We start from the raw sequence: 25,044 nt of genomic DNA on the forward strand, positions 1-25,044 counted from the left end.
CGCCCGCCACCGTTTGCTAGAGCAAGGGCGGAGGAAGTCCCTTGCCCCTTTCACCCAACATGCGCGCCGCGCTGTTCATGACAGTGTCCATGGCGGGCTTCACGCTGAACGACGCCATCACGAAATACATCGCCGAGTCTATGAACATGGGCCAGGTGATGCTGCTTCGCGGTGCGTTTGCGACCGCCTTTGTCGCTGCACTTGCCTTTCATCAGGGGGCGCTCGCCAATCTCAGGCTGGCGCTGGAACCGCTGGTCATGGTGAGGGTCGTGTGCGAGGTGCTGGCGACTGTGACGTTCCTCATCGCGCTTGCGCATCTGCCCATCGCCAACGTCTCGGCCGTGCTGCAGGCGCTGCCGCTCGGCGTGACAATGGGCGCGGCACTCGTTTATGGCGAGACCGTCGGCTGGCGCCGCTGGCTGTCGATCATCGTCGGCTTCATAGGCGTTGCAATCATCGTTCGACCGGGACTGGACGGTTTCAGCGTCTATTCGCTCGTAACCCTCGTCTGCGTGGTTTTTTGCGTCGTTCGCGACCTTGCCACGAGGCGCATCCCTGACCGCATACCGACGCTATTGATCTCCACCACCACGGCCGCGGCCGTCACCCTGTGCGGCGGTCTCCTTGTCGTGCCCATGGGCGGATGGAATACGCCGGATGCAACGACCTTTGCGCTGCTTGCCGTTGCGGCAGGGCTTCTGCTGATCGGCTACCAGTTCATCATCCACGCGGTTCGGGACGGCGACATCTCCTTCGTCGCACCCTTCCGCTACACGAGCCTTCTGTTCTCGATCCTGCTCGGCTTCGTGATGTTCAACGACATTCCGGATCTCCCGATGATCGTCGGCTCGGCGATCATCGTCGCGTCAGGGCTCTACATGCTTTACCGCGAACGTGTCGTCGGGCGTTCAAAGGCCGCGTCCGAAAGCGTCGGCCCGGGCATGACCGTGGACGGGCTCTGATGACCGTCACAGGCGTCAGGCCGCCGCATCTGGTGACACTGGTAATGGCGGCGGCGGTCGGGCCGCTCGCCATGAACGTTTTCCTGCCATCGCTGCCCGGCATGGCGCGCCATTTCGAAAGCGACTATGCGGTCATGCAACTGGCCGTTTCCTTCTATCTGGTGGCGACGGCTGCGCTACAGCTGCTGATCGGTCCGGCGTCGGACCGCTTCGGCCGGCGGCCCGTGCTCGTTGCGTGCTTCGTCATATTCCTCGTCGGAACGGTCGCGGCCGTCTATGCCCCCACGGTCGAGGCGCTGCTTCTGTGCCGGTTGCTGCAGGCCTTTGCGTCGGCGGGCATGGTGATCTCGCGCGCCATCGTTCGCGACACCGTCGGAACAGTGCAGGCCGCAAGCCAGATCGGCTACATCACCATGGGCATGAGCGTCGTTCCGATGGTCGGCCCCATGATCGGCGGTGTGCTGGACGAGATGTTCGGCTGGCAGGCGGGATTCTGGCTGAGTTTCGTCTTCGGCCTGGCTGCGCTCGCCATCATCCTGTTCGACCTCAGAGAAACCAATACCCACAAATCCGATAGTTTCGCGGCCCAGTTCAAGACGTATCCAGCCCTGCTGGGTTCGAAGAAATTCTGGAGCTATGCGCTGACGGCCGCATTCACGGCCGGCGGCTTCTTTGCGTTCATCAGCGGGGGCCCCTATGTTGCCACCGAGATGCTGGACCTGAGCCCATCCCAATATGGCTTCTACTTCGGCGTGATCTCGCTGGGCTACATGCTTGGCAACTTCCTGTCCGGGCGCTTTGCGATGCGGTTCGGCATCAACCGCATGATGCTTTCGGGCAATCTCTTCGCGTGCTTCGGCATGATGCTTTCGCTCTGGCTTTTCCACGCAGGCGTCCATCATCCCCTCTCCCTGTTCGGCCCGGTTTTCTTCCTCGGCCTTGGCAACGGCCTTACCCTCCCGAGCGCAAATGCCGGCCTCGTCAGTGTCAAGCCGCATCTCGCGGGGTCAGCCTCCGGTCTCGGCGGCGCGTTGCAGATCGGCGGCGGCGCTGCTCTTTCGGTGCTTGCCGTGGCGCTGATCACGCCGCAATCGGGTCCCTTCCCGCTGCTGTGGCTGATGCTGCTGTCCTCGGCGGCGGCCTGCGCCATTACGCTCTCCATGATCTACTCCGAACGCCGGGGCGCGGAGGCAGGACGATGAACGCCGCTCCCGCACGCTTCCCCTGCGTCGTCCTCGCTGGCGGGCAGGCCAGACGCCTCGGTGGCGGCGACAAGCCGCTCAGGACGGTCGGTGGCCAGCCGATCCTAGACAGGATGCTGGACCGGCTGCGGCCACAGGTGCAATCGCTGGCTATCAGCGCCAACGGCGATCCGGCACGCTTCGCCGCCTACGGGCTACCGGTGCTGGGGGATAACGGCCCGCGCGGCCAGACGGGCCCGCTGGCAGGCGTGCTTTCGGCGCTTGTCTGGGCGGAGACTCTTGGCGCGACGAGAGTTCTGACGGTTGCCGGCGATACTCCCTTCCTGCCACGCGATCTGACGGACCGGCTTGGCGAAGCCGCAGAGGCGCAGGCGGACCACATCGCGGTCGCCGCTTCCGCCGGTCGCAGCCATCCGGTCTTCGCCCTCTGGCCAGTATCGGTTGCCTTAGACCTGCGGCTCTTTCTGGCCGAAAGCGAAACCTTCAGTGTGGCGGCCTTCCAGAAGCGGCACCAATTGGTGAGCGTTGAGTTTCCATTTTCGACGGACAGCGGGGGACCCATTGACCCGTTCTTCAACATCAACACACCGGACGATCTGGCGAGCGCCGACAGGATGACCAAGGTTCGTACCCCATGACGCAGCGCGTGTTCGGCATCACGGGCTGGAAGAACTCGGGCAAGACAACGCTCACCGAAAGGCTGGTCACCGAGCTTTCGGGGCGCGGATGGAAGGTTTCGACCGTCAAACACGCCCATCACGACTTCGACATTGATCAGGCGGGAACCGACAGTTTCCGCCACCGCGAGGCCGGTGCGAGCGAAGTCGCTATTGTTTCAGGGCGACGCTGGGCGCTCATGCATGAGCTTCGCAACGAGGCTGAGCCGGCCCTTGAGAAAATCCTTTCCCGCATGGCGTCGTGCGACCTCGTTCTCGTCGAAGGCTACAAGCGCGAGAGCCATAACAAGATCGAGGCACGGCGCAGGCTGGCGAAGGATACAAGGCCGCTCAACACCGACGACCCCACCATACTGGCGATCGCGGCCGATCATGCCCTGCCGGGTGAAACGCTGCCCGTTTTCGACCTGAATGACGTTAAGGCAATCGCCGATTTCATCGAAAAGGCTGCCGGACTCGCGAAAACCTAGCCGGTTTTCAATCGCCCGGCGCAATAACTTTGTGACGCGCGCTCCCTTCGGGATTGCTTTTTTCCTGAAAACGGGGCGGATTATCCTCACTGGCGCGGCAACGCCGCAGCCGTCGCAGCCGGCGTTCTGCCGGTTATGAGTGAAGATAAAGGGGTTTTCCATGTTTACGATGAAACGCTTGACGCTGGCGGCCTCCGCTGCCGCACTGGCGCTTACGCTCGCCGCCTGCTCGCAGGAACAGAAGCCAGCCGAACCGGCTCCCGCGCCGGCACCGGCCGAACCCGCGCCCGCCCCGGCTGAACCTGCTCCCGCACCGGCTGAACCTGCTCCCGCACCGGCTCCCGCAGAGCCCGCACCCGCCCCGGCAGAGCCTGCCCCTGCTCCGGCCCCCGCAGAGCCTGCTCCGGCTACACCTGCTCCGGATACACAGGGCGCGGCTCCGGCTGCCCCTGCCGCGACGCAGACTGCGCTGAAGATCGGCACGGAAGGCGCTTACCCGCCCTTCAACAACCTGACGGCGGACGGCCAACTCGTCGGCTTCGACATCGACATCGCCAATGCGCTCTGCGCAGAGATGAAGGTGACCTGCGAATTCGTCACGCAGGACTGGGACGGCATCATCCCGGCGCTGCAGGCCGGCAAGTTCGACGCGATCATCGCCTCCATGTCGATCACACCGGAACGCGCCGAGAAGGTCGATTTCACCAACAAATACTACAACACCCCGTCGGCGGTCGCGGGTCCGAAGGACTCGACGATCACCGCCATTACCAAGGAAGGGCTCGCCGGCAAGACGGTCGGCGTCGCGACCTCGACCACCCACTACAACTACGCCGAGAAGACCTACACGGACTCGACCATCAAGGGGTACCCGTCCAGCAAGGAGTTTCTTCTCGATCTGGCCAACGGCCGTCTCGACGCCGTCGAGGACGACATCAGCGTGCTCGACGACTGGCTGAAGTCGCCGGATGGCGCTTGCTGCAAGCTCCTCGGTCAGCCCTCGCCCCAGCCTGTGGAAATCTTCGGCCCCGGCGCCGGTATCGCGGTACGCAAAGGCGAAACCGATCTGGTGAACAAGTTCAACGCAGCGATCGACGCCATCCGCGCCAACGGAAAGTACAAGGAAATCAACGACAAGTACTTCACCTTCGACGTGTACGGCGGCTGATGCCCCAAAAGAAACGGCGGCTCTCCGGCCGCCGTTTCGGTTTGATGTAAAGGAGTTTCGAGCCGGCTGATGCAAAGTGCGTGGACCCTCCTCTCCTGGGGACCCCAAGGCTGGCTCGACGATATCGCCTATGGCGTTTTCATCACCGTTTCGCTCGCGCTCGCCACGCTGCCCATCGGGTTGCTGATCGGCTTCCTCGTCGCGCTGGCGAAGAACTCGGAAGAGCCCTCGCTCAGGCTCGCAGGCAACATCTACACGACCATCTTCCGCGGCCTGCCCGAACTCCTGACGCTCTTCATCATCTTTTTCGGCCTGCAGATCGCACTGCAGAAGCTGTTCCAGCTTTTCCAGCCCGACGCGACCATCGACGTCAACGCCTTCGTGTCGGGAATGATCGCGCTGGCGTTCGTCTTTTCGTCCTACGCCAGCGAAGTCTTCCTGTCTGCCTTCCGGGCGATTCCGCGCGGCCAGTATGAAGGCGGTTACGCGATCGGGCTTACCGACGGCCAGACCATGCGGCTGGTCGTGCTGCCGCAACTCATCCGCATCGCCCTGCCCGGGCTTTCCAATCTTTGGCTGATCCTGCTGAAGGATACTGCACTTGTCTCGGCAATCGGCCTTCCGGACACGATCCGCCAAGCCATCATCGCCTCGCGGGTCACGCAACAGGCATTCCTGTTCTTCGGGCTGGTAACGCTGATCTATCTCGCGCTGGCGATCATATCGTCGTTCGGGATTGGCGCGATCGAAAAAGCCGTCAAGCGGCAGGATTTCAGGCGATGAGCGTGGTCGACACAGACATGGCGCCTCCCCCCGTCTTGCCCCGTCGATGGACGCGGGCCCGCATTATCGGTCACGCGCTGGTCGGCCTCTGGATCGCCGCCGGACTGGGCATGATCTGGTTCCTGCTTACGTCATGGGATTCGGATTTCTTCATCAAGTACGGCCCCTGGTATCTTTCCGGGCTGCTGACAACGATCGTGCTGGTCACCATCTCGATTGTGCTGGGCGCGATCTTGTCGGTGCCCATCGCCTACATGCGGATGTCAGATAACAGGCTGCTTGGCGCTTTCGCCTACGGCTACGTCTATTTCTTCCGCGGCACGCCGCTGCTGGCGCAGGCCTTCCTCGTCTACTACGGCTTCGGCGCGTTTCGGCCACAACTGGAGGCCATGGGGCTCTGGTGGTTCTTTCGCGAAGCCTGGTACTGCGCGGTTCTGGCCTTCACGCTCAACACATCCGCGTATCAGGCGGAAATCCTGCGCGGGGCTATCGAAAGCGTGCCGCGCGGTCAGTGGGAGGGCGCGGCATCGCTCGGCCTGCACAAATGGCTGACGATGCGCAAGATCGTCCTGCCGCAGGCGATGATCGTGGCACTGCGCCCCTACGGCAACGAGATCATCCTGATGATCAAGGGCTCGGCCGTGGTGACGCTGATCACGGTCTACGATCTGATGGGCATGACGCGGCGCATCTATTCGTCGAGCTTCGATTTCCAGGCCTATATCTGGGCGGGCGTGATCTACATGCTGATCGTGGAAACGCTCCGCTACGCGACCGAATGGATCGAGCGGCGCATAACCCGCCATCTCAAGCGCTGACATTCCTGACTCGATACTTTAGGAACCTGACTCAACGCCCGAGGAAAGCCGGGCTAGCGGACTGAAAGGATTCGGAAAAATGGCATCGGTAGCATTTCTCGGATTGGGCGTGATGGGCTATCCGATGGCCGGACACCTGAAGAACAAGGGCGGCCACGACGTCACCGTCTACAACCGCACGACCGCCAAGGCCGAGAAATGGGTCGCCGAACATGGCGGCGCCTTCGCCAAGACGCCGGCCGAGGCCGCCGAGGGCAAAGACTTCGTCTTCACCTGCGTCGGCAACGACGACGACCTGCGCCAGGTCACAATCGGAAAAACTGGCTGCTTCCAGACAATGAAGAAAGGCGCGATCTATATCGACCACACCACGGCATCGGCAGAGGTCGCCCGGGAGCTTGCGGCAGCGGCAGCGGAGCGCGGTTTCACCGCCCTCGACGCGCCCGTCTCAGGCGGCCAGGCCGGCGCGGAAAACGGCGTCCTGACCGTCATGGTGGGCGGTGAAGAGGACGACTTCGAGCGTGCAAAGCCCGTCATCGACTCCTTCGCACGCATGGTAGGTCTGATGGGTCCCGCCGGCGCCGGCCAACTTACCAAGATGATCAATCAGATCACCATCGCGGGCCTCGTGCAGGGGCTGGCCGAGGGGCTGCATTTCGGCCGCAGGGCGGGCCTCGACCTCGAAAAGGTGGTCGAGGTCATCTCCAAGGGAGCGGCCGGTTCGTGGCAGATGGAGAACCGCCACAAGACGATGATCGCGGGCAAATACGATTTCGGATTCGCCGTCGACTGGATGCGCAAGGACCTCGGCATCTGCCTGGAGGAAGCCGACCGCAACGGCGCCAAGCTACCGGTCACGGCCCTCGTGGACCAGTTCTACAAGGAAGTGCAGCAGATTGGCGGCAGCCGCTGGGATACGTCATCGCTGATGGCGCGGCTCGAGCGGTAACGCCTGAAGCACATGGATCAAGCCACACGGAGCGGAGTTGTCTTGTTCTCTACGATCGAGCCTGACCGGACACGTAAGCTTCGAGTTCCTCACGCATAGGCTTGATCCATGCCGTTGCGGCAAGGCGATCGAAGGTCTCCGGAGCCGTGGTGAGCGAGGCGTACTTCGATATCCATTGCGCCGTGTTTGATCGGTCTCGCGCCTCCTGCCAGTCGTCGAGGATGACGACTGGAAGCCCGTCGTACAACGGATCGAGCGAGGAGGTCCTGGTCACGACGATACATCCGAGCGCGAGCAATTCCCATGTGCGATGGCAGTCCAGCCCGTTGCCGTGCGTTGAGAGGACCAGCGGATATCTGGCGTAAGTTTCCCAGATTTCAGCCTGCGACACGCGGCGCGTCAGAAAATCGACGTGGTCGCAACCTTCCAGCGCGTTCCTCAAACGATGCCGCTCGCCGGTCTGCGCAGGTCCGAGATCACAGAAAATCCTGTGCGGGCGCTCCTCTACAGGCAACGCATTCTCGCGAACGGTTTTCATAACACGCAACAGCTGTTGCGGGCTGGTCCAGGCACGCGGGGTATGCAGATCGAGGCCTATCGGAAACGGCCGAATTTCGGGCTCGGTGCCATCACAGTTCTGGGTGTACCATCGAACCAGATAAGGGCTGGCCGTCAAGGCATTGACCGTCTCGACCCGAATGTCCGATGGAACGGACGCATCTCCGTCCGTGGTGATCAGGACGAACGGTTTTCCGATCGTCGGCAGGACGACCCTGGTAAAGGTATCCAGATCGCAGGTGTGACCCACTCGCGACACGGTGCCAAGCCTAACCCAGACAAGCCCGCCTGCTCCGGCATAGTTCTCCGCAAAGAAGGCATCGTCCCGCGTGCTTTCGGTCGGCGAAAGTCGGTAAGCCCGCGTGCCTGCGAAATCGCAGAGGTCACCTATCCCCTTGGACCACAGGAGCGACCGTGGATTTCCGAAGCGTCGGAGACCTCTTCTGAAGATTGCCTTCCGCAGCCGATCAAGCACGATCAGCTTCCGGCGCTGGCGCTACTCTCCTTGTCGACGATCATGTAGTCGAGCGGCAGCTCGGTCGTGTACTTGATCTGCTCCATGGCGAAGGAGGACGACACGTCGCGTATTTCGATCTTAGAGATCAGGCGCTTGTAGAAGGCGTCGTAGGCGCCGATGTCGGGCACCACCACACGCAGCAGGTAATCCACGTCGCCGCTCATGCGGTAGAATTCGATGACTTCAGGGAACTCCTGGATGACCTCGGAGAAGCGCCGCAGCCATTCGTGACTGTGCGAATTCGTCCGGATCGAGACGAAGACGGTGACGCGCGCATTGATCTTTTCGGGGTCGAGGATTGCGACCCGACGACGGATGACGCCCTCCTCCTCAAGCTTCTGGATGCGCCTCCAGCACGGCGTGGTCGACAGCCCCACCTTCTTCGCCACGTCTGCGACGGCGAGCGTGGCGTCTTCCTGCAGCAGGCGCAGGATTTTTCGGTCGAGGCGGTCCATAGGAAGCTCCGTGGAAAATTTTACGCATTCTCCCGACTTCAGCGTCCGCTAACAAGAAAAAAATTCTTCCCGAAAACTGATTGACGAGTATTACGTGCCTCGGTTCTGGCGGATGCGACGGCGGATTTCCGATTTCAGAAATGGCAGCAATTCCATTTCAAACCAGAGATTCTTCTTCAGCCAGCCGGTGTTGCGCCACGAAGGATGCGGCAGCGGCAGCACGAGCGGCCGGGACGACGCAGCAAAAACCTCGCGCCAGTTCATGACCGTTTCGGTGAGAGATGGCCGCCTCGCGTCGCCCATGTGCCAGGCCTGAGCGTAGAGGCCGATCGTCAGCACGAGGTCGATCTGCGGCATCGCCGCCATGAGTTGCGCGCGCCAGGCGGGCGCACACTCCCTGCGCGGCGGAAGGTCCGCGCCTTTCGCATCCTGCCCCGGAAAGCAGAAGCCCATAGGCACGATCGCGAAGTTGTCGGTGTCGTAGAACTCGTCGCTCCTGACGCCGAGCCAACTGCGCAGCCGATCGCCGGAGGCGTCCGTAAACGGCATGCCGGAAAGATGGACCTTCGTGCCTGGCGCCTGGCTGGCGATCAGGATGCGAGCAACGGATGATGGCCGTAGGACCGGGCGCGGCTCGTGCGCGAGTGGCGGACCGATCGGATGCTCAACGCAGATGCGGCAGGCCCGGACCCGCTGCGTCAGATCGGCCAGTCCGCTGTCCAGCTCGCTGCTCGTCATTCAGGCGGACGCGCTCGGACGCGCCTTTAACGCCTGATGCCAGCGAATGACATTGGTCAGTTCCTCTGGAACGGAAAGACGCGCCGGCTTCATGAAGTCGAGAGCGACCAGCCCGGTAATGTCGGCGATGGAGAATTCGTTACCGGCGGCAAATTCCCGCAAAGCCAGTTCAGCGTCGAGCAGGACGAGGAAGTCGAGTGCCTTCTGCTTGTTCGCCTCGCCCCATTCAGGAACCTGCGGAACCTCCCACTCGCGCATCGCGGGATGGATATGGCGAAAGGCCTGGGCGACAGGAAAGAAGAGGTTGAGCTCAAGCCGGCGCTGCCACATCTCCACCTGCGCCTTGCCGAGCGCACCGCGCCCGAACAGCACCGGCTCCGGCTGCAGTTCCTCGAAATAGCGGCAGATCGCGACGGATTCGGTTAGCACGGTGCCGTCGTCGAGTTCGAGCACCGGAAGGCGCGCGAGGGGGTTGCGGGAGGTCAAGGTATCGCCGCGATGCTCCATCGCACCCATATCGACGGGTACGAGAGGCACGGCGATGCCCTTCTCTGCCAGGAAAATCCTTACGCGGCGCGGGTTGGGCGCCCTGCCCCCGTCAAACAGCTTCATCATGCCGATATATGCCCCACATCACGAGAGTCCAAGCCGGCTGCGCAGCCAGTCCAGAATGCCGGGCAGCACGTGCTCGGTCTCTACCATGCCGCCATGCGTCCTGCGCCAGTCCTGCGGCCGATCGAAGGATCCCGACCACAGGCCGGCACTCTCGCGCCGTGCGGCCTCTTCTTCCGAGCGGTAGGCGCCATAGGCGACGGCCCAACCGGCCTCGACCTGCGCACGGTTGAGCTCGATATCGCCGACCCTGCATGTCGCAAGCAGCCTGTCGTAGCGATCGCGTTCGCCGCCTTCGCAGGAAACCGCGCGACCGCCGATCAGCGTCACCAGCGCCCCGCGGGAGAGCTTGCCGCAGGGATAGTCGACGCCGGCACGCTTGCAGACCTGATCGAATTCCGGTGCATCGATCCCGCGCAGCCTTATCCGTGCGCCGTCGAGTGTCAGGGAGTCGCCGTCGTTGACGGTCACGCGGCCTTCCAGAGTGTGGGTCTCGCTGCGGTCGAGCCGCGCGGCCAGCAGCAGCAGAAGTCCCAGAATCGCAATAGCAAGTACGGCGTCCCAAAGTCGTCTCGACCATGATTGGCCACGCCTGCGGCGCGGGGCAGCGCGCATTTTCAGCATATGGCAAACAATGTCTTAATCATTCCGCCGTAGCGTACCGGAACCGGGGTGCTGTGCGCGTGCAAGTAAGAAGTCCATGCCGTTGCTAGGGTCGAACACGGCTGACAAGATCATTGTGGACCGCAGGAAGCCGCATCGCAACAGCGACGTGGCTCGCGCGGTGCGCAAGACGCGTGACCAGCTCTCGCGCCAGCCTGGCAACCTGACCTTCGACCGCGATCTCCTGAAGCTGCATGCGCGCGCCATGGTGCGCGTCGCGCTGGCAATTCCCCTCATGATCCTGATCATCGGGGCCGTCGGCTTCCAAGCCGGCATCCACGACGAGATGCTGGCCTGGATGGTCATAGCGCTGGCAGGCTATGCCGTGCTTGCACTGGTGGCGAGGCGCGCTGACGGGACCGACACCGCGCGGCTGGATGTGTCGAAGACCAAACGAAACTTTCTTCTCGCCCACTTCCTGAGCGGCATCGGCTGGGCCTATTTCGCGGTTGTCGGCTGCAGTGCCTGCCAGGCCGATCAGTTCACCATCATCAAGGGCCTTGTCCTGCTGCTCGCCATAGCCGCGACAGCGCTGATCGCCTCGCTCCTGCGCGGCGCGCTGGCCACCACCTTCGCGCTGCCGGTCGCGGCCTACGCGCTGCTCGCGGTCACCAGTTGGACGCCGCTGGAGATCCTCGTCACCGGGCTTCTTGTCGCCTCGCTTCCCTTCTTCGCCTACGTCGCCGGCTCCATGAACCGCGCCGCGCTGACGCTGCTGTCGTTCAGATCTGAAAAGGATGCACTGATCGCCGAGGTCGACACCGCAAAGGCCATGTCCGACGAAGCGCGGCGTCGCGCGGAGGAAGCAAACCTCGCCAAATCGCGCTTCCTGGCCTCGATGAGCCATGAGCTGAGGACGCCGCTCAACGCCATTCTCGGCTTCTCGGAAGTGATGGGCAGCGAAGTGCTCGGACCCATGGAGAACCCGACCTACCGCGACTATGCCAAGGACATCCACTCCTCCGGCCAGCACCTGCTCGACCTGATCAACGAGATCCTAGACCTGTCGCGGATCGAGGCTGGCCGCTACCAGCTCAACGAGGAGGCGGTCGATGCGGCGTCCATCGTCGAGGATTGCTGCCACCTTATGGAACTGAGGTCCCGCGCCAAGGACATCCGCATCGTCCAGCGTTTCGAGGCCCACCTGCCGCGACTGCTGGCTGACGAGCGTGCCGTCCGGCAGATCACGCTGAACCTTCTGTCGAACGCGGTCAAGTTCGCGACGCCCGGGACCGACGTGCTGGTGCGCGTCGGCTGGACCGCCGGCGGCGGCCAGTACATTTCGGTCAAGGACGGCGGTCCGGGCATACCCGAGGATGAGATTCCGGTCGTGCTCTCGGCCTTCGGACAGGGCTCCATCGCAATCAAGAGCGCCGAACAGGGCACAGGCCTCGGCCTGCCCATCGTGCAGGGGCTGATCGCGCTGCATGGCGGCGAGTTCGAGCTTCACTCGAAGCTGCGCGAGGGCACCGAGGCCATCGCGATCTTTCCGCCGTCGCGCGTGATGGAGGCGCTGGCGCCCCTGCCGACGATACGAAAGGCTGGAACAGGGCGAGCCTGAGCTTCAGGCGGGACGCCCGACAGCCGCCGCTATGCCTGAACTGACAAGCGCGGCGGCACGGACGACGCCGGCCGCAAGCCCTGCCCCGACCCCTTCGCCATGCGACAGCCGCAGATCGAGCAGCGGCTCCAGCCCGAGGTGCTCGGACGCCCGGGCCAAGCCGGGATCGGTCAGCCGTACCGCAAGCAGGCAGTGGGCTGTAATCGCCGGATTGACGGCATGGAGCACACAGAGCGCGGCGATTGCGGCGTAACCATCGACGATGACAGGCACGTTCTGCGCCCGCGCCGCAATGATGGCGCCGGCGATTGCCGCGAATTCCCTTCCGCCGACGCGGCGCAGGACCTCGAACGGGTCCTTTCGATACGCGCCGTGCAAGGCGACGGCCGCGTCCACCGCTGCAATCTTGCGGGCGAGCATGGCGTCGTCAGCGCCCGAGCCGGGACCGACCCAGTCGGCGGCCGCCCCGCCGTAAAGCATGCACAGCATCGCCGCGGCGACCGTCGAGTTGCCGACGCCGATGTCGCCGAGGCACAACAGATCGGTCCCGCCCGCAAGGGCTTCCATGCCGAACGCCATGGTGGCGGCGCAACCGCGCTCATCGAGTGCGGCTTCGCTGGTTATGTCACTGGTCGGCAGATGCAAGGCGAGATCGAAGACCTTGAGCCCGAGATCATGGGCGAGGCAGACCGGATTGATGGCCGCACCGCCCGCCGCGCATAGCTCGACGGACTTTGCAGTCGCTTCGACCGGCAGAGGGGAAACGCCATGCACGGCCACGCCATGATTGCCGGCGAAGATTGCCACCAGCGGTCGGTGGATCATGGGCGGCGCTTTGCCGGACGCTTTGGCGAGCCACACCGCGACATCCTCCACGCGTCCGAGCGAGCCGGGCGGGCTCGCGGTCTTTGCGAACAACTCCCGCACGCGCGCCGCGGCGGCTGAATCGATCGGCGGCAGCGCCTGCATCAGGTCGCGGAAATCGTCGAAGGGTAGCGCACTGGTCATGCGTGGCGGTCCCGTTTGGAGTCCGCAGCGGCATACCGGCCCCTGCCCGCAGACACAATCCCGCAAGGCCGCCGAACGGCGCTGGGCCAAGATCGCGGACTTGCATCGCGTAGCCGCTTGTCCCATGTGAGGAGCATGGCGGCTATCGAATCCCCCTGCATCCTTGTCTGCTCGGTCGACATGAAGACCGGCTACTGCTTCGGCTGCGGCCGGACGCGCGACGAGATTTCTGCTTGGCTCAACATGACGCCCGAGCGGCGGCGCGAGGTGATGGCGCTGCTGCCGGCGCGTCTGGAAACCGTCGAGCGCCGCCCCCGTCGCGAAACGCGCCGCACGCGCATGGCGCGCGAGCGCGGTACAGTCTGACATGCGCATACTCTGGATCGGCATCGGCATTCTCGCGGTCGGCCTGATCATCCTCGTCATCGCGGATTCGAGTGGTGAGGTCCTTGGGTTGAGCACGGACAGCTTTGGCAGGCTCGTCTACCTATCGGCGCTCGGGGCGGTGCTCTGCACAGGCATCCTGGCCTCGGGCCAGCGGTTCGGCCAGACGGTGCGGACCCTGGCGGTCTGGCTGCTGATCGTCCTGGCACTGATGGTTAGCTACGAATACCGCTACGAATTGCAGGACGTCGCAAGCCGGGTCACCGCCGGCGCGATCCCGCCCAGCCCGCTGTCGATGACCGACGAAGACGGCCGCGCCATGGTGACCCTGCAAAAGCAGATGAACGGACATTTCGAAGCCAACGTCGCTGTCAACGGCACGCAGATCCGCGCCATGGTCGACACAGGCGCGACGACCACCGTGCTGACCGCCACAGACGCCGAGCGCGCCGGCTTCGACACGCAGGCGCTAGTCTTCAACATCCCGGTTTCCACGGCCAACGGCACCACCAACGCTGCCCGCGTGGTCGCCGACGACATCGCCGTCGGCGACATCGTACGCAGGAACGTCCCGCTTCTGGTCGTACCGTCAGGCCAGCTCGGCCAAAGCCTGCTCGGCATGAACTTCATCGGCACGCTGTCTGGCTTCGACGTGCGCGGCGACCGGCTGGTTATGAGGGATTAGGCAGCAGCCTGATCGGCAACGCGGTCCACTGCCGCGAATGCCTCGCGCAGCACTTCAGCACCCGCGCCAGGACGATTGGCTTGCTCCGACAATATCTGCCGGAAGCGTCGGGCACCCGGCAGCCCATGAAACAGGCCAACCATGTGGCGCGTGACATGGCCGAGCCTGCCGCCGGCGGCGATGTGGCGCTCGGCGTAAGCGCACATGGTCTCCAGCAGCGCATCGGGATCGAAAGGCTGCGGCGGTTCGCTATAAAGAAGCGCGTCGACTTCGGAGAGGATGCCCGGCGTGTGATAGGCGGCACGGCCCAGCATGACGCCGTCGACATGCGCCAGATGCGCCTTGGCCTCCGGCATACCCGGAATACCGCCGTTGATGCCTATGAAGCGGTCCGGATAGCGCTCCTTCAGACGATAGACGCGGCCATAGTCGAGCGGCGGGATGTCGCGATTTTCCTTCGGCGACAGCCCGTCCAGCCAGGCCTTGCGCGCATGCACCCAGAGCGCATCTGCGCCCACAGCGAAAACACCGTCCGCGACCGCGTCGAGCGCGGTCTCGATATCCTGCTCATCAACGCCGAGCCGGCATTTCACCGTCACCGGAATCTTCACACCCGCTTTCATGGCCGCGACGCAATCGGCCACCAGCGCTGGCGTCTTCATCAGGCAGGCGCCGAACGTGCCCGACTGCACGCGGTCGGACGGGCAGCCGACATTCAGGTTGACTTCATCGTAGCCGAAGCCTTCGCCGATCGCTGCCGCCTCGGCGAGTTTCGCGGGATCGGAGCCACCGAGCTGCAGCGCGACGGGATGCTCTTCGGCGTCGAAACCAAGCAGCCGTTCGCGCTTGCCATGAATGGCCGCATCCGCGACCACCATCTCGGTGTAAAGCAGCGCACGCTGCGTCAACTGGCGATGGAAGAAACGGCAATGCCGATCCGTCCAGTCCATCATAGGTGCGATCGCGAGCTTTGGATTACCGGTTATCCGGTCTGTTTGGTACAAATCCGAAGTTTCCCTTTGCGCGCTTTCGAGAAAGGGGACACTTACCAGAACGGAGAAATACGGCAAACCCTGGCCAATATTGCACTAAGGGCTTGTCCTGCGGTCGGCCACGTCGTCCATAACGCCGGCTGCGAGAACGCCCGCCGCTGCGCCAGCGGCGAGACCCGGCAACAGGACTCCAAATAAGAAACCAAGGGTTAGGCCGGCTAGAACACCAACTACGATCGCGATCGTTGTGAAAGTCATGCAGAGAGGCTCCGGCGAGATTTGCCGGACCAAATAACCGCTGGAGGTGCCTATTGGTTCCAGGCGAACGTGAGACGGTGTTCCCAGGACCAGGGGTGCGCTCCGGAAAAGACGCCCGGCGCAGAAGCCGGGCGTCCGGATGTCAGACGTGATCGGCGCGGCCGCCTCTGCGCGGCACTGGAAACCATCCTTCGGCGATCAGTCCCTTTTTCTTTGCAAAGGCCACAAACACGCCGCGGGCAGTCTCTGCGTCTATATCGCCGGCCAGTGCCGCCTTGCAGGCGCGGATCGCGGCCCTCTGCTCGGGACTATTGCCGCAGTATTCCATCGCAAACTGGTAGGCGTCGACGACCGAGTTCAGTTGACGCGGAAACCCGAGTCCGACCCACACCCGAACAGGCTCTTCAAAAGGCTGCGAAAGCATCGAAACCTCCCTGTCCGACGGCTACGCGACAGCCCCGCCGCCCTGGCCGGGTTTCGACACCATCCAGGGCAAAGGCACGGTGACATCCTCGAGAATCCTTGCCCACCTGGCGAAGCCTCTGAAGGCCTCGCGCGCCGCAGGCAGCGGGTAGTCGCTGTCAAACGCGCGGCTACAGGCCCGCCGCGCCGTCTCGTAGATCACGCCTCTGCGATTTTTCGGCCAACGGTCCAGGAAATCGAAGGCGTCCTCAAGGGTGGCAATCTCTTCGACCAGACCTTCTCCGGCCTTCACGAAGACCGGTTCTTCGAACGTTCTCGCGCTCATCGAAATCTCCAATAGTTCGAACGATTTCAACTGTTTGAGTATCCTGTTTCCATGCCTTGGAAACTGACGTGCCAAGATATGTGAAGCCTGATTTTCACTGTCAATACCCTGCGAAAAAGGCCATTTGCCGATCCCGTGCCGGTAATATCAATCGGTGCCGGGAGCTCGCGAGGTCCGGCCATTTGCCCAAGTCAGGGCGAACATCCATCGACAGAAGCCGGCCGTTGTGGAACAATAAACGCAATCTTGTCGTTATTAACAGCATCAATGCGTTCTCGACGAGGACATTACCATGCGAAAGCTCCAGACAGGTTTGACCGCGGCGATCCTCGCCGCGGCTGTTTCCGTTACAGGCATCACCTCGCTGGGCGCCGCCCCGCTTGTCCGCTTGAAGGCGGCCGAGGCGCAGAGCGACGTGATCCATGTTCGCGACGGCTGGTATCGCGGCTATCGCGGCTACAGGGGTTACCGCCCTGGATACCGCTACAATAACGGCTGGTGGTTCCCGGCAGGCGCTTTTGTCGCCGGCGCTCTGATCGGCGGCGCGATCGCCAACGGTAACAATTACTATGGCAATGCCTATTACGGCGGCGGCTATTATCCGCGCTATTATCAGCCCCGGTATTATGCGCCACGCTATTATGAAACCGCGCCAGCCTACTATCCGCCGGCGGGATCTTCGTACAGAGCGGGCTATCGTGACGGCTACAGGGATGGCTACTACGCGCGCCCCTACGGCAGCGACATTACCTGCACCGAACGGTTGCAGGCTGCGGGCAATTGCTGACCGGACGAATCGAGCGGTTAGCATGAGCAGAGCACGGCTTGGCTAAGGCGTGTGTCGGTCCTATCTATCGGCCATGGCTACGATGACGAAATCGATCCTTGCTCTTGCAGGCGGACTGGCGTTTGCCAGCCTGCCGGCCGCGGCACAGACGAATCCACCGATCGTCGTCCCACAGCTGAGCGTCGGGGATACCTTGAATCTGCAGAACCGGCAGCAGCGAGAGAATTTCCGGCTTCAGCAGCAGATCAATCGCGACGTGCAAGGTCTTGAAATGCGCCAGCGACAGCCGCGCATAGAGGTGCCGGTGATGAAGCCGCGCTGCCGACCGGGAGCCTACGGGATAGGCTGCTGAATACGGCCGAGACGCCGGATTGTCCGGCGTATCGGGGTGATATCAGGCTGCCTCCTTTTCCACGCGCTTGCGCTTGATGTCCGGCGGGGTCGCCTCGTCCACCAGTGCAGCGAGCGCGGCGTCAAACGTCATCGACTGCTGGTCCCGTGAACCGAGGCGGCGAACGTTGACCGTGCCTTCCTCAGCCTCGCGCTTGCCGCAGACCAGGATGACCGGCACTTTGGCCAATGAGTGCTCGCGGACCTTGTAGTTGATCTTCTCGTTGCGCAGGTCGATCTCGACGTTCAGCCCCGCGTCCTTGAGCTTCGCCACAACCTCCCGCGCGTAATTGTCAGCGTCGGAGGTAATTGTGGTGACCACAACCTGCACCGGCGCAAACCAGAGCGGCATCACGCCGGCATGGCTTTCGATCAGTATGCCAAGGAAGCGCTCCAGCGAACCGGCGATGGCGCGATGCACCATGACGGGCTGCTTCTTCTCCGAATCCGAGCCGATGTAGAAGGCGCCGAACCGCTCCGGCAGGTTGAAGTCGACCTGCGTCGTGCCACATTGCCACTCGCGGCCGATGGCATCCTTCAGCGTGTACTCGAACTTGGGGCCGTAGAACGTACCCTCACCCTCGTTGATGCCGGTCTTGATGCGATTGTCCTCGCGCGCCATGCGGGCGAGCGCGCGCCGAAGGATGTCCTCGGCGTGATCCCAAGCCGCATCCGTGCCGACACGCTTTTCCGGCCGCGTGGCGAGCTTCACCTCGACCGCATCGAAGCCGAAATCGGCGTAGACCGACATCATCAGGTCATTGATCTTGAGGATTTCCGCCTCAAGCTGCTCTTCCGTGCAGAAGACGTGCGCGTCGTCCTGCGTGAAGCCGCGCACGCGCATCAGACCGTGCAGCGCGCCGGAAGCCTCGTAGCGATGCACGCTGCCGAATTCGGCGAGCCTCAGCGGCAGATCACGGTAGGACTTCAGTCCGTGCTTGAAAATCTGCACGTGGCCGGGGCAGTTCATCGGCTTGAGCGCGAAGATGCGTTGGTCGGCCTCCTCGTCTTCAGGGTGCGTGAAGGCATGCGCGGATTTCACCGCGAACATGTTCTCCTGATACCAGCCCCAGTGGCCGGAGGTCTCCCACAAAGACTTGTCGAGAACCTGCGGCGCGTTGACCTCCTGATAGTCGTCGCCGAGGCGGCGGCGCATGTAGGAAATCAGGTTCTGGAACATCTTCCAGCCCTTGGCGTGCCAGAAGACGACGCCCGGCCCCTCTTCCTGGAAGTGGAACAGGTCCATTTCGCGGCCGAGACGGCGGTGGTCGCGCTTCTCGGCCTCTTCCAGCATGTGGATATACTGGTCGAGCTGCGCCTGATCGGCCCAGGCCGTGCCGTAGATGCGCGTCAGCATCGGATTGTTGGCGTCACCGCGCCAGTATGCCCCGGCCACTTTCATCAGCTTGAAGGCATTGCCGACCTGCCCCGTGGAGGCCATGTGCGGGCCGCGGCAGAGGTCGGCCCATTCACCCTGCGAATAGAACTTTATGTCCTGTCCCTCGGGGATCGCGTCGACCAGTTCGACCTTGTAGTTCTCGCCCTTGTCGCGGAAGAATCTCTTCGCGTCATCACGCGAGACCAGCGTCTTCGTGAATGGCTTGTTGCGGCCGATGATCTCACGCATCTTCTTCTCGATGGCGGGAAAATCCTCTGGCGTGAACGGCTGGTTGCGCGCGAAGTCGTAGTAGAAGCCGTTCTCGATGACCGGGCCGATGGTCACTTGCGTGCCGGGCCACAGCTCCTGCACGGCCTCGGCCAGCACGTGGGCTGCATCGTGGCGGATGAGTTCTAGCGCGCGCGGATCGTCGCGCGTCAGGATTTCGACTGCGCCGGAACGGCCGATCGGGTCCGACAGGTCGCGCACGGTGCCGTCCAGCGCATAGGCAACGGCCTTCTTCGCAAGCGACTTCGAGATCGATTCAGCGAGAGCTTCGCCGGTTGTGGCGGCGTCATACTCGCGCGCGGAACCATCGGGGAATTTGAGGGAAACGTTTGCCAATTGCCTTCTCCTGATCCAGTCCCACAAACGAGCGCGGGTGGTGTGGTCGAATGGCCGCGGCGGCATCGCAAGGCGATCGGCAGCGGCCGGCTGCTACATAAGCGCCATGCCGCCGCTGGTAAAGTCCCGTGTCAAAGGGCGGATTTGCCGGCCTTGCGGCCAAAGCTCCAGTAGCGCCACGGCGTGAACCAGCGATATCGGCCGCCAAGCGTTTCCGGCACCGCATCAAGGCCATGTGTGCCGCCAGGTCCACACCGCACGACGCGAAACAATCCCATCCAGCCGCCGGCCCACAGGCCATGGCGGGCGATCGCCTCATAGGCATATTCCGAGCAGGTCGGGAGATGCCGGCAGGAATTGCCAATGAAGCCGGACAGGGTGAGCTGGTAGAGACGCACCAGCGATGTCCCGGCCAGCCGACCCGGCGTCTTGCGCCAAGGCCCCTGCCAGTTGCGGCTGGGACGCCTTGGCGCTGGATGAGGATGCGAATGGCCGCTCACGGGTTACCTAAAGGTGCCTTTTGGAGTGTTGCCGACAGTCTGTTCACCGATGCCGGTTTGATTGCTTTGTACCGCCAACCTAAGTATCGCCCCGTAAATCCCCAAGCACATTCCGCAAACCAGCCGAAAGCGAAGCCATGTCAGACACGCAGCAGGTAGAACTCGGACTCGACACGTTCGGCGACGTGACCGTCGACAAGGACGGTAAGCTGCTGTCGCTGGCCGAGGTTCTCCGGAACGTTGTCGAGGAAGGATTGCTGGCAGACGAGGTCGGTATCGATTTCATCGGCGTCGGCGAGCATCATCGCGACGATTTCGCGATCTCCGCGCCTGATGTCGTGCTGGCGGCAATCGCCTCGCGCACAAAGCGTATCCATCTCGGCTCGGCCGTGACGGTGCTGAGTTCCGACGATCCGATCCGCGTGTTCCAGCGCTTCTCGACCATCGACGCGATCTCGAACGGCCGCGCGGAAGTGATCCTCGGACGCGGCTCGTTCACCGAATCCTTCCCGCTCTTCGGCTTTGCGCTCAGCGACTACGAAAAATTGTTTTCCGAAAAGCTAGACCTCTTCTCGGCCTTGCTGAAGCAGCGACCGGTGACGTGGAAAGGCTCGATCCATCCCGGCCTGAAGGACCAGATCGTCTATCCGCAGGTGGAAAACGGTACCCTTAAGACATGGATCGGCGTCGGCGGCAGCCCGGAATCCGTCGTCCGCGCGGTGCAGTACGAACTGCCGATGATGCTCGCCATCATCGGGGGCGATCCCGTCCGCTTCCGCCAGTTCGTCGACCTCTATCATCGCGCGGCCGAGCAGTTGCAGAAACCTGCGCTGCCGATGGGTGTGCATTCGCCGGGCCATGTCGCGGAAACGGACGAGGAAGCGCGCACGCAGCTTTGGCCGGGTTACAAGGCGATCCACGACCGCATCGGCGGCGAGCGAGGCTGGGGACCGACCAACATCACACGCTTCAATGCCGAGGCGGATATGGGTTCGCTCTATGTCGGGTCGCCCGAAACGGTGGCGAGGAAAATCGCCAAGACCATCAAGGCGCTCGGCGTGAGCCGCTTCGACATGAAATACTCGTCGGGCACGCTTGGCCACGAACACATGATGAAGAGCATCGAGCTCTACGGGACCAAGGTCATCCCGATGGTGCGCGATATCCTCACCTCAGCCTGACTAGAAGCGCTGATGGCGCGAAGCGGGCGCAAACCGCTCGCGTCGCGGCTCGTCAAACCGGGGAAACGAAGTGTGGCGCTCGCGATGCCGCGGCTGCAGGGTGGCCAGCCGGATGACGTCGTTGAAGATGTCCAGATAGTCGTTCATGGCCGTACTCCTTGGACAGGATTAGACCGGCGCTGGCGCTTTCCTTCAAACGAGTATAATTTCGGCTTCGTATGACTTGAGGTTATGCGAATGAAGCGTGGCCGCCTGCCCCTCACCGCCCTGCGCAGCTTCGAATCCGCCGGCCGCCACCTGAGCTTCAGCAGGGCAGCCGAGGAGCTCTACGTCTCGCAGGCGGCAATCAGCCGGCAGATCAGGGAACTCGAAGAACTGCTAGGTCTCGCCCTGTTTGCGCGGCTGCATCGGCGAGTAGCGTTGACGGAGGCAGGCGCCGCCTTACTCGCACAGTTGACGACCAGCTTCGACGACATCGATCGACAGTTGTCCGTGATCATGTCGAAGGCGGCTCCAAGCGCGCTGAGGGTAAACGTCGAACCGTCCTTTGCAGGCGAATTTCTGATCCAGCGGCTCAATTCCTTTCAGGCACAGTACCCCGATATCGACATTTCGGTGGATTCCGAATTGCGTCTGATCGAATTCCGTGGCCAGGAGGCAGACCTCGCGGTGCGCTACGGAGAAACAGCCACATCCTGGCCCCGCACGGAATCGCGCCACCTGATCAACGTGGAGACGACGCCGGTCATGACGGCGGAACTCCTTGCATCTGGCGTGCCGATCACTTCGCCCGCCGACCTCAGCAACTACACGCTTCTGCACGACTACAACCGGGATGGCTGGGCGAACTGGTTCACGAAACTGGGCTTTGCGGAGATGGCCGTACGACGAGGACCGGTTTATGCGGAGGCCGCGCTCGCGATGCAGGCTGCGAAGCTCGGCCACGGCATTGCGCTCGGTGATCGGATCCTGAATGGAGACGACATAAGAGCGGGTCGACTCGTCTGTCCCTTTGCGCGGGAAACCTATGACGTCTCGTGCGGAGCCTATTGGCTGGTGGCGCCGGACTTCAATCGTCTCAGCATTGCGGCCCGTGCATTCGTGGAATGGCTGCAGGAGGAGATTCTGCGCAAGGCCTGACCAGCTTGATCCTAAGCCGCAGCTTCCCCGCGCTTTTTCTCGATCTGGCCGATGGCGTCGACCACCGCGTCGAAAGTCAGCATCGTCGAAGCATGCCGCGCCTTGTAGTCGCGCACAGGTTCCAGATATTTGAGGTCGTCGAACCGGCCCTCTGGCGGACGGCCGTTTTCCTTGAGCATCTTCAGCATGGTGTCGCGGACGGCGCGCAATTCCTCAGCGGTCGCCCCGACGACATGCTGAGCCATGATTGACGAGGAAGCTTGCCCAAGAGCGCAGGCCTTCACTTCATGGGCGAAATCCGTCACCACGCCGTCCTGCATGGTCAGATCGACCAGAACAGTTGAGCCACAGAGCTTGGAATGGGCTTTCGCCGTAGCGCCGGGATGCTCGAGGCGGCCGATCCGCGCGATGTTCCCGGCAAAACCGAGGATTTTCGCATTATAGACGTCGTCGATCATTCTTTTCCAATCCGTCGCCATACAGCGAACGAGAGTCGCGGCCTGCGCATCTTCCTTTCGCACTGGCCGACCATATATAGTGCTCGCGTTCCATCGGCGGCAAGGCAGTGCGGCCACGTGGAACATGCTTCGCAGCTGTGGGCGGTTCCCATGGAAGGCTGTGATCCGTTCAACTCGTTCCTCCGTAGAGGGGAACTACGGGAGACACCTGATGGACGCCGTCATCAAGAAGATCGTGCCGGTTCCGGCCAACACGGAAACCACGCGTCCGAGCGAGGCCGAGGTCGAGAATGCCGTGCGCGTGCTGTTGCGCTGGACGGGCGATGACCCCACCCGCGAAGGGCTGATCGACACGCCGAAGCGCGTCGCCAAGGCCTATCGCGAGCTGTTTTCCGGCTATGAGCAGTCGGCGGCCGACGAGCTTGGCCGCACCTTCGAGGAAATCGCCGGCTATGACGATCTCGTGGTCGTGCGCGACATCGAGTTCCATTCGCATTGCGAGCACCACATGCTGCCGATCATCGGCAAGGCGCATGTCGGCTACCTGCCGGACGGCAAGGTCGTCGGCCTCTCCAAGATCGCGCGCGTGGTCGACATCTTCGCCCATCGCCTGCAGACGCAGGAGGCGCTGACCGCGCAGGTCGCCGCTGCGATCCAGGAAACGCTCAATCCGCGCGGTGTCGCCGTGATGATCGAGGCCGAGCACATGTGCATGGCGATGCGCGGCATTCGCAAGCAGGGTTCGACGACGCTGACAACGACCTTCACAGGCGCCTTCAAGGACACGCCGGAGGAGCAGGTGCGCTTCATCACCATGGTGCGCGGCCTCGCGCAGGCAAGCTGATCAGCCCATGACGTCGATGACATTTCCCCAGCCGCCGGCCGACAAGAAGGCGCGGGAGGAAGGCTCCGATTTCTCGCCGCGCTTCAATGCCGACGGGCTGGTGACCGCCGTGGTGACGGATGCGCGCGACGGCATGGTGCTGATGCTTGCGCATATGAACGCCGAGGCTCTGGAGCTGACACTGGAAACCGGCATCGCCCACTACTGGTCGCGCTCGCGGGGCAGCCTCTGGAAGAAGGGCGAAACCTCGGGGAATATCCAGCAGGTGGTGGAAATGCGCACCGACTGCGACCAGGACGCGGTCCTGCTAACCGTAAAAGTCGCGGGCCACGACGCAACCTGTCACACCGGCCGGCGTTCCTGCTTCTATCGGACGGTGGAACTGATCGACGGCAAGGCAACCTTATCGAACGACGGCAGCAAGCCACTGTTCGATGCCCAAAAGACCTACAGCAGCAATTCGTGAACCTTCTTGCCGCTGGCCGGTACACAGATTCACTATTTCGATACGCGGCCGGCCTAAAGTGGAGCCGGTTATAGGGAGTTGGTGATGCTCGAATGGGCGTCATTTCGCAGCAGACCCGATGTGCGGGAGGCCAATGGCCCCGCATCGTCAGGCGGTGTTGCCGATCCTCAACCTCAGAAGAAATCCGGCATTTCGCTCGCGCTCGGCGGCGGCGCTGCGCGCGGCTGGGCCCACATCGGCGTGCTGAGAGCTTTGGACGAGGCCGGCGTTGAAATCTCGATGATCGCTGGCACCTCGATTGGCGCGCTGGTGGGCGGCTGCTATCTCGCGGGCAAGCTCGATGAACTCGAGGAATTCGCGCGCAGCCTCACCAAGCGCCGCATTTTCGGCCTGCTCGACCTGAATTTGGGTGGTAACGGGCTGTTCGGCGGCATGAAGCTGGACACCAAGCTGCGCGAACATCTGAACGGCATGCGGTTCGAGGACCTGCCGAAGACGTTCGTCTGCGTGGCGTCGGAGATCCGCACTGGTCATGAAATCTGGCTGTCGAGTGGCTCACTGATCACCGGCATGCGCGCATCCTATGCGCTGCCGGGCGTGTTCGAGCCGGTGCCGACCAACGGACGCGTGCTGGTGGATGGCGCGCTCGTCAATCCCGTCCCGGTATCGGTCTGCCGCGCCTACGAGCAGCCGCTCGTCGTCGCCGTGAACCTGCATTATGATCTGTTCGGCCGCGCTGCCGTCATCAAGCACAGCGCGGGCGAACTGGTGGTCGAGCACGATGCGACGCCGGCCCAGCGGTTCCATGCCGACTCGCGCTCGAAAGAGTCGCGCCTTGGCGTAACCGGCGTGATGGTGGAGGCATTCAACATCATCCAGGACCGCATTTCGCGTGCGCGCCTTGCCGGCGACCCGCCGGACATGTCGCTGCAGCCGAAACTCGGCCATATCGGGCTGACAGAGTTCCATCGCGCCGACGAAGCGATCCGCATCGGCTACGAGACGACGAAGGCGCATGTCGCCGACCTGCAAAGGCTGCAGACAGTCCTGACCTGAATTTCCGGTAGA

General features: G+C 62.9%; 30 protein-coding genes and 1 pseudogene. 18 read left to right on the plus strand and 13 right to left on the minus strand.

Annotated elements, in window-relative coordinates; all coding sequences use genetic code 11:
• Positions 1–41: 41 nt before the first annotated feature.
• From ABMA32_RS09280 to ABMA32_RS09315, 8 genes and pseudogenes are all read left to right on the plus strand, one after another.
• Complete coding sequence (locus ABMA32_RS09280) at positions 42–962, plus strand: DMT family transporter (protein ID WP_349013493.1); 921 nt, start codon at positions 42–44, stop codon at positions 960–962.
• Positions 962–2,164, plus strand: a complete 1,203-nt coding sequence (locus tag ABMA32_RS09285; protein ID WP_349013494.1) for a multidrug effflux MFS transporter — start codon at positions 962–964, stop codon at positions 2,162–2,164. The genes ABMA32_RS09280 and ABMA32_RS09285 overlap by 1 nt, the downstream gene beginning before the upstream one ends.
• Complete coding sequence (gene mobA / locus ABMA32_RS09290; RefSeq protein ID WP_349013495.1) at positions 2,161–2,802, plus strand: molybdenum cofactor guanylyltransferase MobA; 642 nt, start codon at positions 2,161–2,163, stop codon at positions 2,800–2,802. Before ABMA32_RS09285 ends, mobA begins: the two co-directional genes overlap by 4 nt.
• The gene (gene mobB / locus ABMA32_RS09295) at positions 2,799–3,311 is read left to right on the plus strand and encodes a molybdopterin-guanine dinucleotide biosynthesis protein B (RefSeq protein ID WP_349013496.1); all 513 of its coding nucleotides are present in this window, start codon (positions 2,799–2,801) and stop codon (positions 3,309–3,311) included. The genes mobA and mobB overlap by 4 nt, the downstream gene beginning before the upstream one ends.
• A 469-nt stretch (positions 3,312–3,780) precedes the next feature.
• A pseudogene (locus ABMA32_RS09300) lies at positions 3,781–4,479 on the plus strand (ABC transporter substrate-binding protein); the annotation flags it as partial.
• A 69-nt stretch (positions 4,480–4,548) separates the two neighbouring features.
• On the plus strand, positions 4,549–5,262 hold the full coding sequence (locus tag ABMA32_RS09305; protein WP_349013497.1) for an ABC transporter permease: 714 nt from the start codon (positions 4,549–4,551) through the stop codon (positions 5,260–5,262).
• Positions 5,259–6,080 carry an ABC transporter permease gene (locus ABMA32_RS09310; protein WP_349013498.1) on the plus strand — a complete coding sequence of 274 codons (822 nt, stop codon included), beginning with the start codon at positions 5,259–5,261 and terminating at the stop codon, positions 6,078–6,080. The genes ABMA32_RS09305 and ABMA32_RS09310 overlap by 4 nt, the downstream gene beginning before the upstream one ends.
• A 79-nt stretch (positions 6,081–6,159) precedes the next feature.
• Positions 6,160–7,029, plus strand: a complete 870-nt coding sequence (locus ABMA32_RS09315; RefSeq protein WP_349013499.1) for an NAD(P)-dependent oxidoreductase — start codon at positions 6,160–6,162, stop codon at positions 7,027–7,029.
• Positions 7,030–7,078: 49 nt separating this feature from the next.
• On the opposite strand, the gene ABMA32_RS09320 is transcribed toward ABMA32_RS09315, so the two are convergent.
• From ABMA32_RS09320 to ABMA32_RS09340, 5 genes are all read right to left on the minus strand, one after another.
• Complete coding sequence (locus tag ABMA32_RS09320; RefSeq protein ID WP_349013500.1) at positions 7,079–7,846, minus strand: hypothetical protein; 768 nt, start codon at positions 7,844–7,846, stop codon at positions 7,079–7,081.
• Between the two features lie 218 nt (positions 7,847–8,064).
• Positions 8,065–8,559 (minus strand): Lrp/AsnC family transcriptional regulator, encoded by a 495-nt coding sequence (locus tag ABMA32_RS09325; protein ID WP_349013501.1) that lies wholly within the window; start codon positions 8,557–8,559, stop codon positions 8,065–8,067.
• Positions 8,560–8,649: 90 nt separating this feature from the next.
• The gene (locus ABMA32_RS09330; protein WP_349013502.1) at positions 8,650–9,297 is read right to left on the minus strand and encodes a uracil-DNA glycosylase family protein; all 648 of its coding nucleotides are present in this window, start codon (positions 9,295–9,297) and stop codon (positions 8,650–8,652) included.
• A complete protein-coding gene (locus tag ABMA32_RS09335) occupies positions 9,298–9,909 on the minus strand; it encodes a glutathione S-transferase (protein WP_349014698.1) in 612 nt (203 codons plus the stop codon).
• A gap of 21 nt (positions 9,910–9,930) precedes the next feature.
• Positions 9,931–10,533, minus strand: coding sequence for a thermonuclease family protein (locus ABMA32_RS09340; RefSeq protein WP_349013503.1), 603 nt, complete (start codon positions 10,531–10,533; stop codon positions 9,931–9,933).
• Between the two features lie 76 nt (positions 10,534–10,609).
• Between ABMA32_RS09340 and ABMA32_RS09345 the strand changes: the two genes are divergently transcribed.
• Positions 10,610–12,133: a sensor histidine kinase gene (locus ABMA32_RS09345; RefSeq protein WP_349013504.1), complete on the plus strand. Its 1,524-nt coding sequence runs from the start codon at positions 10,610–10,612 to the stop codon at positions 12,131–12,133.
• A 3-nt stretch (positions 12,134–12,136) separates the two neighbouring features.
• On the opposite strand, the gene ABMA32_RS09350 is transcribed toward ABMA32_RS09345, so the two are convergent.
• Positions 12,137–13,141: a nicotinate-nucleotide--dimethylbenzimidazole phosphoribosyltransferase gene (locus ABMA32_RS09350; RefSeq protein WP_349013505.1), complete on the minus strand. Its 1,005-nt coding sequence runs from the start codon at positions 13,139–13,141 to the stop codon at positions 12,137–12,139.
• A 135-nt stretch (positions 13,142–13,276) separates the two neighbouring features.
• On the opposite strand from ABMA32_RS09350, the gene ABMA32_RS09355 reads away from it, so the two are divergent.
• Entirely contained in the window at positions 13,277–13,507 is a 231-nt protein-coding gene (locus ABMA32_RS09355; protein ID WP_349013506.1) for a DUF1289 domain-containing protein, read from the plus strand.
• A 1-nt stretch (position 13,508) separates the two neighbouring features.
• Positions 13,509–14,210, plus strand: a complete 702-nt coding sequence (locus ABMA32_RS09360; protein WP_349013507.1) for a TIGR02281 family clan AA aspartic protease — start codon at positions 13,509–13,511, stop codon at positions 14,208–14,210.
• Here the strand turns inward: ABMA32_RS09360 and dusA are convergent.
• The 3 genes from dusA to ABMA32_RS09375 form a co-directional block, all read right to left on the minus strand.
• Positions 14,207–15,163 carry a tRNA dihydrouridine(20/20a) synthase DusA gene (gene dusA / locus ABMA32_RS09365; protein ID WP_425475509.1) on the minus strand — a complete coding sequence of 319 codons (957 nt, stop codon included), beginning with the start codon at positions 15,161–15,163 and terminating at the stop codon, positions 14,207–14,209. The two genes, ABMA32_RS09360 and dusA, sit on opposite strands and share 4 nt — an antisense overlap.
• Positions 15,164–15,602: 439 nt before the next feature.
• Positions 15,603–15,884, minus strand: a complete 282-nt coding sequence (locus ABMA32_RS09370) for a DUF982 domain-containing protein (protein WP_349013508.1) — start codon at positions 15,882–15,884, stop codon at positions 15,603–15,605.
• Between the two features lie 21 nt (positions 15,885–15,905).
• On the minus strand, positions 15,906–16,208 hold the full coding sequence (locus tag ABMA32_RS09375) for a DUF982 domain-containing protein (protein ID WP_349013509.1): 303 nt from the start codon (positions 16,206–16,208) through the stop codon (positions 15,906–15,908).
• Between the two features lie 292 nt (positions 16,209–16,500).
• On the opposite strand from ABMA32_RS09375, the gene ABMA32_RS09380 reads away from it, so the two are divergent.
• Both ABMA32_RS09380 and ABMA32_RS09385 read left to right on the plus strand, forming a co-directional pair.
• The gene (locus ABMA32_RS09380) at positions 16,501–16,995 is read left to right on the plus strand and encodes a BA14K family protein (protein ID WP_349013510.1); all 495 of its coding nucleotides are present in this window, start codon (positions 16,501–16,503) and stop codon (positions 16,993–16,995) included.
• A gap of 82 nt (positions 16,996–17,077) precedes the next feature.
• Positions 17,078–17,347: a hypothetical protein gene (locus tag ABMA32_RS09385; protein WP_349013511.1), complete on the plus strand. Its 270-nt coding sequence runs from the start codon at positions 17,078–17,080 to the stop codon at positions 17,345–17,347.
• A 42-nt stretch (positions 17,348–17,389) separates the two neighbouring features.
• Here ABMA32_RS09385 and thrS read toward each other — a convergent pair whose 3' ends face one another.
• Positions 17,390–19,453, minus strand: coding sequence for a threonine--tRNA ligase (gene thrS, locus ABMA32_RS09390; RefSeq protein WP_425475510.1), 2,064 nt, complete (start codon positions 19,451–19,453; stop codon positions 17,390–17,392).
• 65 nt (positions 19,454–19,518) lie between these two features.
• A complete protein-coding gene (yidD, locus tag ABMA32_RS09395; RefSeq protein WP_349013513.1) occupies positions 19,519–19,887 on the minus strand; it encodes a membrane protein insertion efficiency factor YidD in 369 nt (122 codons plus the stop codon).
• Positions 19,888–20,024: 137 nt separating this feature from the next.
• Here yidD and ABMA32_RS09400 point away from each other — a divergent pair, with 137 nt between their 5' ends.
• Complete coding sequence (locus ABMA32_RS09400; RefSeq protein WP_349013514.1) at positions 20,025–21,068, plus strand: LLM class flavin-dependent oxidoreductase; 1,044 nt, start codon at positions 20,025–20,027, stop codon at positions 21,066–21,068.
• Here ABMA32_RS09400 and ABMA32_RS09405 read toward each other — a convergent pair whose 3' ends face one another.
• Entirely contained in the window at positions 21,069–21,215 is a 147-nt protein-coding gene (locus ABMA32_RS09405) for a hypothetical protein (RefSeq protein WP_349013515.1), read from the minus strand.
• Between the two features lie 90 nt (positions 21,216–21,305).
• On the opposite strand from ABMA32_RS09405, the gene ABMA32_RS09410 reads away from it, so the two are divergent.
• Positions 21,306–22,208 (plus strand): LysR substrate-binding domain-containing protein, encoded by a 903-nt coding sequence (locus tag ABMA32_RS09410; protein ID WP_349013516.1) that lies wholly within the window; start codon positions 21,306–21,308, stop codon positions 22,206–22,208.
• Between the two features lie 11 nt (positions 22,209–22,219).
• On the opposite strand, the gene ABMA32_RS09415 is transcribed toward ABMA32_RS09410, so the two are convergent.
• Positions 22,220–22,666, minus strand: a complete 447-nt coding sequence (locus ABMA32_RS09415; RefSeq protein WP_349013517.1) for an iron-sulfur cluster assembly scaffold protein — start codon at positions 22,664–22,666, stop codon at positions 22,220–22,222.
• Between the two features lie 211 nt (positions 22,667–22,877).
• Between ABMA32_RS09415 and folE the strand changes: the two genes are divergently transcribed.
• The 3 genes from folE to ABMA32_RS09430 all read left to right on the plus strand — a co-directional run bounded on the left by folE (position 22,878) and on the right by ABMA32_RS09430 (position 25,032).
• Positions 22,878–23,510 (plus strand): GTP cyclohydrolase I FolE, encoded by a 633-nt coding sequence (folE, locus tag ABMA32_RS09420; RefSeq protein WP_349013518.1) that lies wholly within the window; start codon positions 22,878–22,880, stop codon positions 23,508–23,510.
• A gap of 7 nt (positions 23,511–23,517) precedes the next feature.
• Positions 23,518–23,976 (plus strand): phosphoribosyl-AMP cyclohydrolase, encoded by a 459-nt coding sequence (hisI, locus tag ABMA32_RS09425; protein ID WP_349013519.1) that lies wholly within the window; start codon positions 23,518–23,520, stop codon positions 23,974–23,976.
• 84 nt (positions 23,977–24,060) lie between these two features.
• Positions 24,061–25,032 (plus strand): patatin-like phospholipase family protein, encoded by a 972-nt coding sequence (locus ABMA32_RS09430; protein ID WP_349013520.1) that lies wholly within the window; start codon positions 24,061–24,063, stop codon positions 25,030–25,032.
• Positions 25,033–25,044 lie beyond the last annotated feature (12 nt).

Origin of the sequence: Mesorhizobium quangtriensis, from assembly GCF_040081925.1 — a bacterium.
GTDB classification, from domain to species: domain Bacteria; phylum Pseudomonadota; class Alphaproteobacteria; order Rhizobiales; family Rhizobiaceae; genus Mesorhizobium_K; species Mesorhizobium_K quangtriensis.

What these genes read in the sequence shown, in the direction of transcription:
- ABMA32_RS09285 (WP_349013494.1), top strand. Translation starts at nt 962, where the DNA reads ATGACCGTCACAGGCGTCAGGCCGCCGCATCTGGTGACACTGGTAATG.
- mobA (WP_349013495.1), top strand. Translation starts at nt 2,161, where the DNA reads ATGAACGCCGCTCCCGCACGCTTCCCCTGCGTCGTCCTCGCTGGCGGG.
- mobB (WP_349013496.1), top strand. Translation starts at nt 2,799, where the DNA reads ATGACGCAGCGCGTGTTCGGCATCACGGGCTGGAAGAACTCGGGCAAG.
- ABMA32_RS09305 (WP_349013497.1), top strand. Translation starts at nt 4,549, where the DNA reads ATGCAAAGTGCGTGGACCCTCCTCTCCTGGGGACCCCAAGGCTGGCTC.
- ABMA32_RS09310 (WP_349013498.1), top strand. Translation starts at nt 5,259, where the DNA reads ATGAGCGTGGTCGACACAGACATGGCGCCTCCCCCCGTCTTGCCCCGT.
- ABMA32_RS09315 (WP_349013499.1), top strand. Translation starts at nt 6,160, where the DNA reads ATGGCATCGGTAGCATTTCTCGGATTGGGCGTGATGGGCTATCCGATG.
- ABMA32_RS09325 (WP_349013501.1), bottom strand. Translation starts at nt 8,559, where the DNA reads ATGGACCGCCTCGACCGAAAAATCCTGCGCCTGCTGCAGGAAGACGCC.
- ABMA32_RS09330 (WP_349013502.1), bottom strand. Translation starts at nt 9,297, where the DNA reads ATGACGAGCAGCGAGCTGGACAGCGGACTGGCCGATCTGACGCAGCGG.
- ABMA32_RS09335 (WP_349014698.1), bottom strand. Translation starts at nt 9,909, where the DNA reads ATGAAGCTGTTTGACGGGGGCAGGGCGCCCAACCCGCGCCGCGTAAGG.
- ABMA32_RS09340 (WP_349013503.1), bottom strand. Translation starts at nt 10,533, where the DNA reads ATGCTGAAAATGCGCGCTGCCCCGCGCCGCAGGCGTGGCCAATCATGG.
- ABMA32_RS09345 (WP_349013504.1), top strand. Translation starts at nt 10,610, where the DNA reads ATGCCGTTGCTAGGGTCGAACACGGCTGACAAGATCATTGTGGACCGC.
- ABMA32_RS09350 (WP_349013505.1), bottom strand. Translation starts at nt 13,141, where the DNA reads ATGACCAGTGCGCTACCCTTCGACGATTTCCGCGACCTGATGCAGGCG.
- ABMA32_RS09355 (WP_349013506.1), top strand. Translation starts at nt 13,277, where the DNA reads ATGGCGGCTATCGAATCCCCCTGCATCCTTGTCTGCTCGGTCGACATG.
- ABMA32_RS09360 (WP_349013507.1), top strand. Translation starts at nt 13,509, where the DNA reads ATGCGCATACTCTGGATCGGCATCGGCATTCTCGCGGTCGGCCTGATC.
- dusA (WP_425475509.1), bottom strand. Translation starts at nt 15,163, where the DNA reads ATGATGGACTGGACGGATCGGCATTGCCGTTTCTTCCATCGCCAGTTG.
- ABMA32_RS09370 (WP_349013508.1), bottom strand. Translation starts at nt 15,884, where the DNA reads ATGCTTTCGCAGCCTTTTGAAGAGCCTGTTCGGGTGTGGGTCGGACTC.
- ABMA32_RS09375 (WP_349013509.1), bottom strand. Translation starts at nt 16,208, where the DNA reads ATGAGCGCGAGAACGTTCGAAGAACCGGTCTTCGTGAAGGCCGGAGAA.
- ABMA32_RS09380 (WP_349013510.1), top strand. Translation starts at nt 16,501, where the DNA reads ATGCGAAAGCTCCAGACAGGTTTGACCGCGGCGATCCTCGCCGCGGCT.
- ABMA32_RS09385 (WP_349013511.1), top strand. Translation starts at nt 17,078, where the DNA reads ATGACGAAATCGATCCTTGCTCTTGCAGGCGGACTGGCGTTTGCCAGC.
- thrS (WP_425475510.1), bottom strand. Translation starts at nt 19,453, where the DNA reads ATGCCGCCGCGGCCATTCGACCACACCACCCGCGCTCGTTTGTGGGAC.
- ABMA32_RS09400 (WP_349013514.1), top strand. Translation starts at nt 20,025, where the DNA reads ATGTCAGACACGCAGCAGGTAGAACTCGGACTCGACACGTTCGGCGAC.
- ABMA32_RS09405 (WP_349013515.1), bottom strand. Translation starts at nt 21,215, where the DNA reads ATGAACGACTATCTGGACATCTTCAACGACGTCATCCGGCTGGCCACC.
- ABMA32_RS09410 (WP_349013516.1), top strand. Translation starts at nt 21,306, where the DNA reads ATGAAGCGTGGCCGCCTGCCCCTCACCGCCCTGCGCAGCTTCGAATCC.
- ABMA32_RS09415 (WP_349013517.1), bottom strand. Translation starts at nt 22,666, where the DNA reads ATGATCGACGACGTCTATAATGCGAAAATCCTCGGTTTTGCCGGGAAC.
- folE (WP_349013518.1), top strand. Translation starts at nt 22,878, where the DNA reads ATGGACGCCGTCATCAAGAAGATCGTGCCGGTTCCGGCCAACACGGAA.
- hisI (WP_349013519.1), top strand. Translation starts at nt 23,518, where the DNA reads ATGACGTCGATGACATTTCCCCAGCCGCCGGCCGACAAGAAGGCGCGG.
- ABMA32_RS09430 (WP_349013520.1), top strand. Translation starts at nt 24,061, where the DNA reads ATGCTCGAATGGGCGTCATTTCGCAGCAGACCCGATGTGCGGGAGGCC.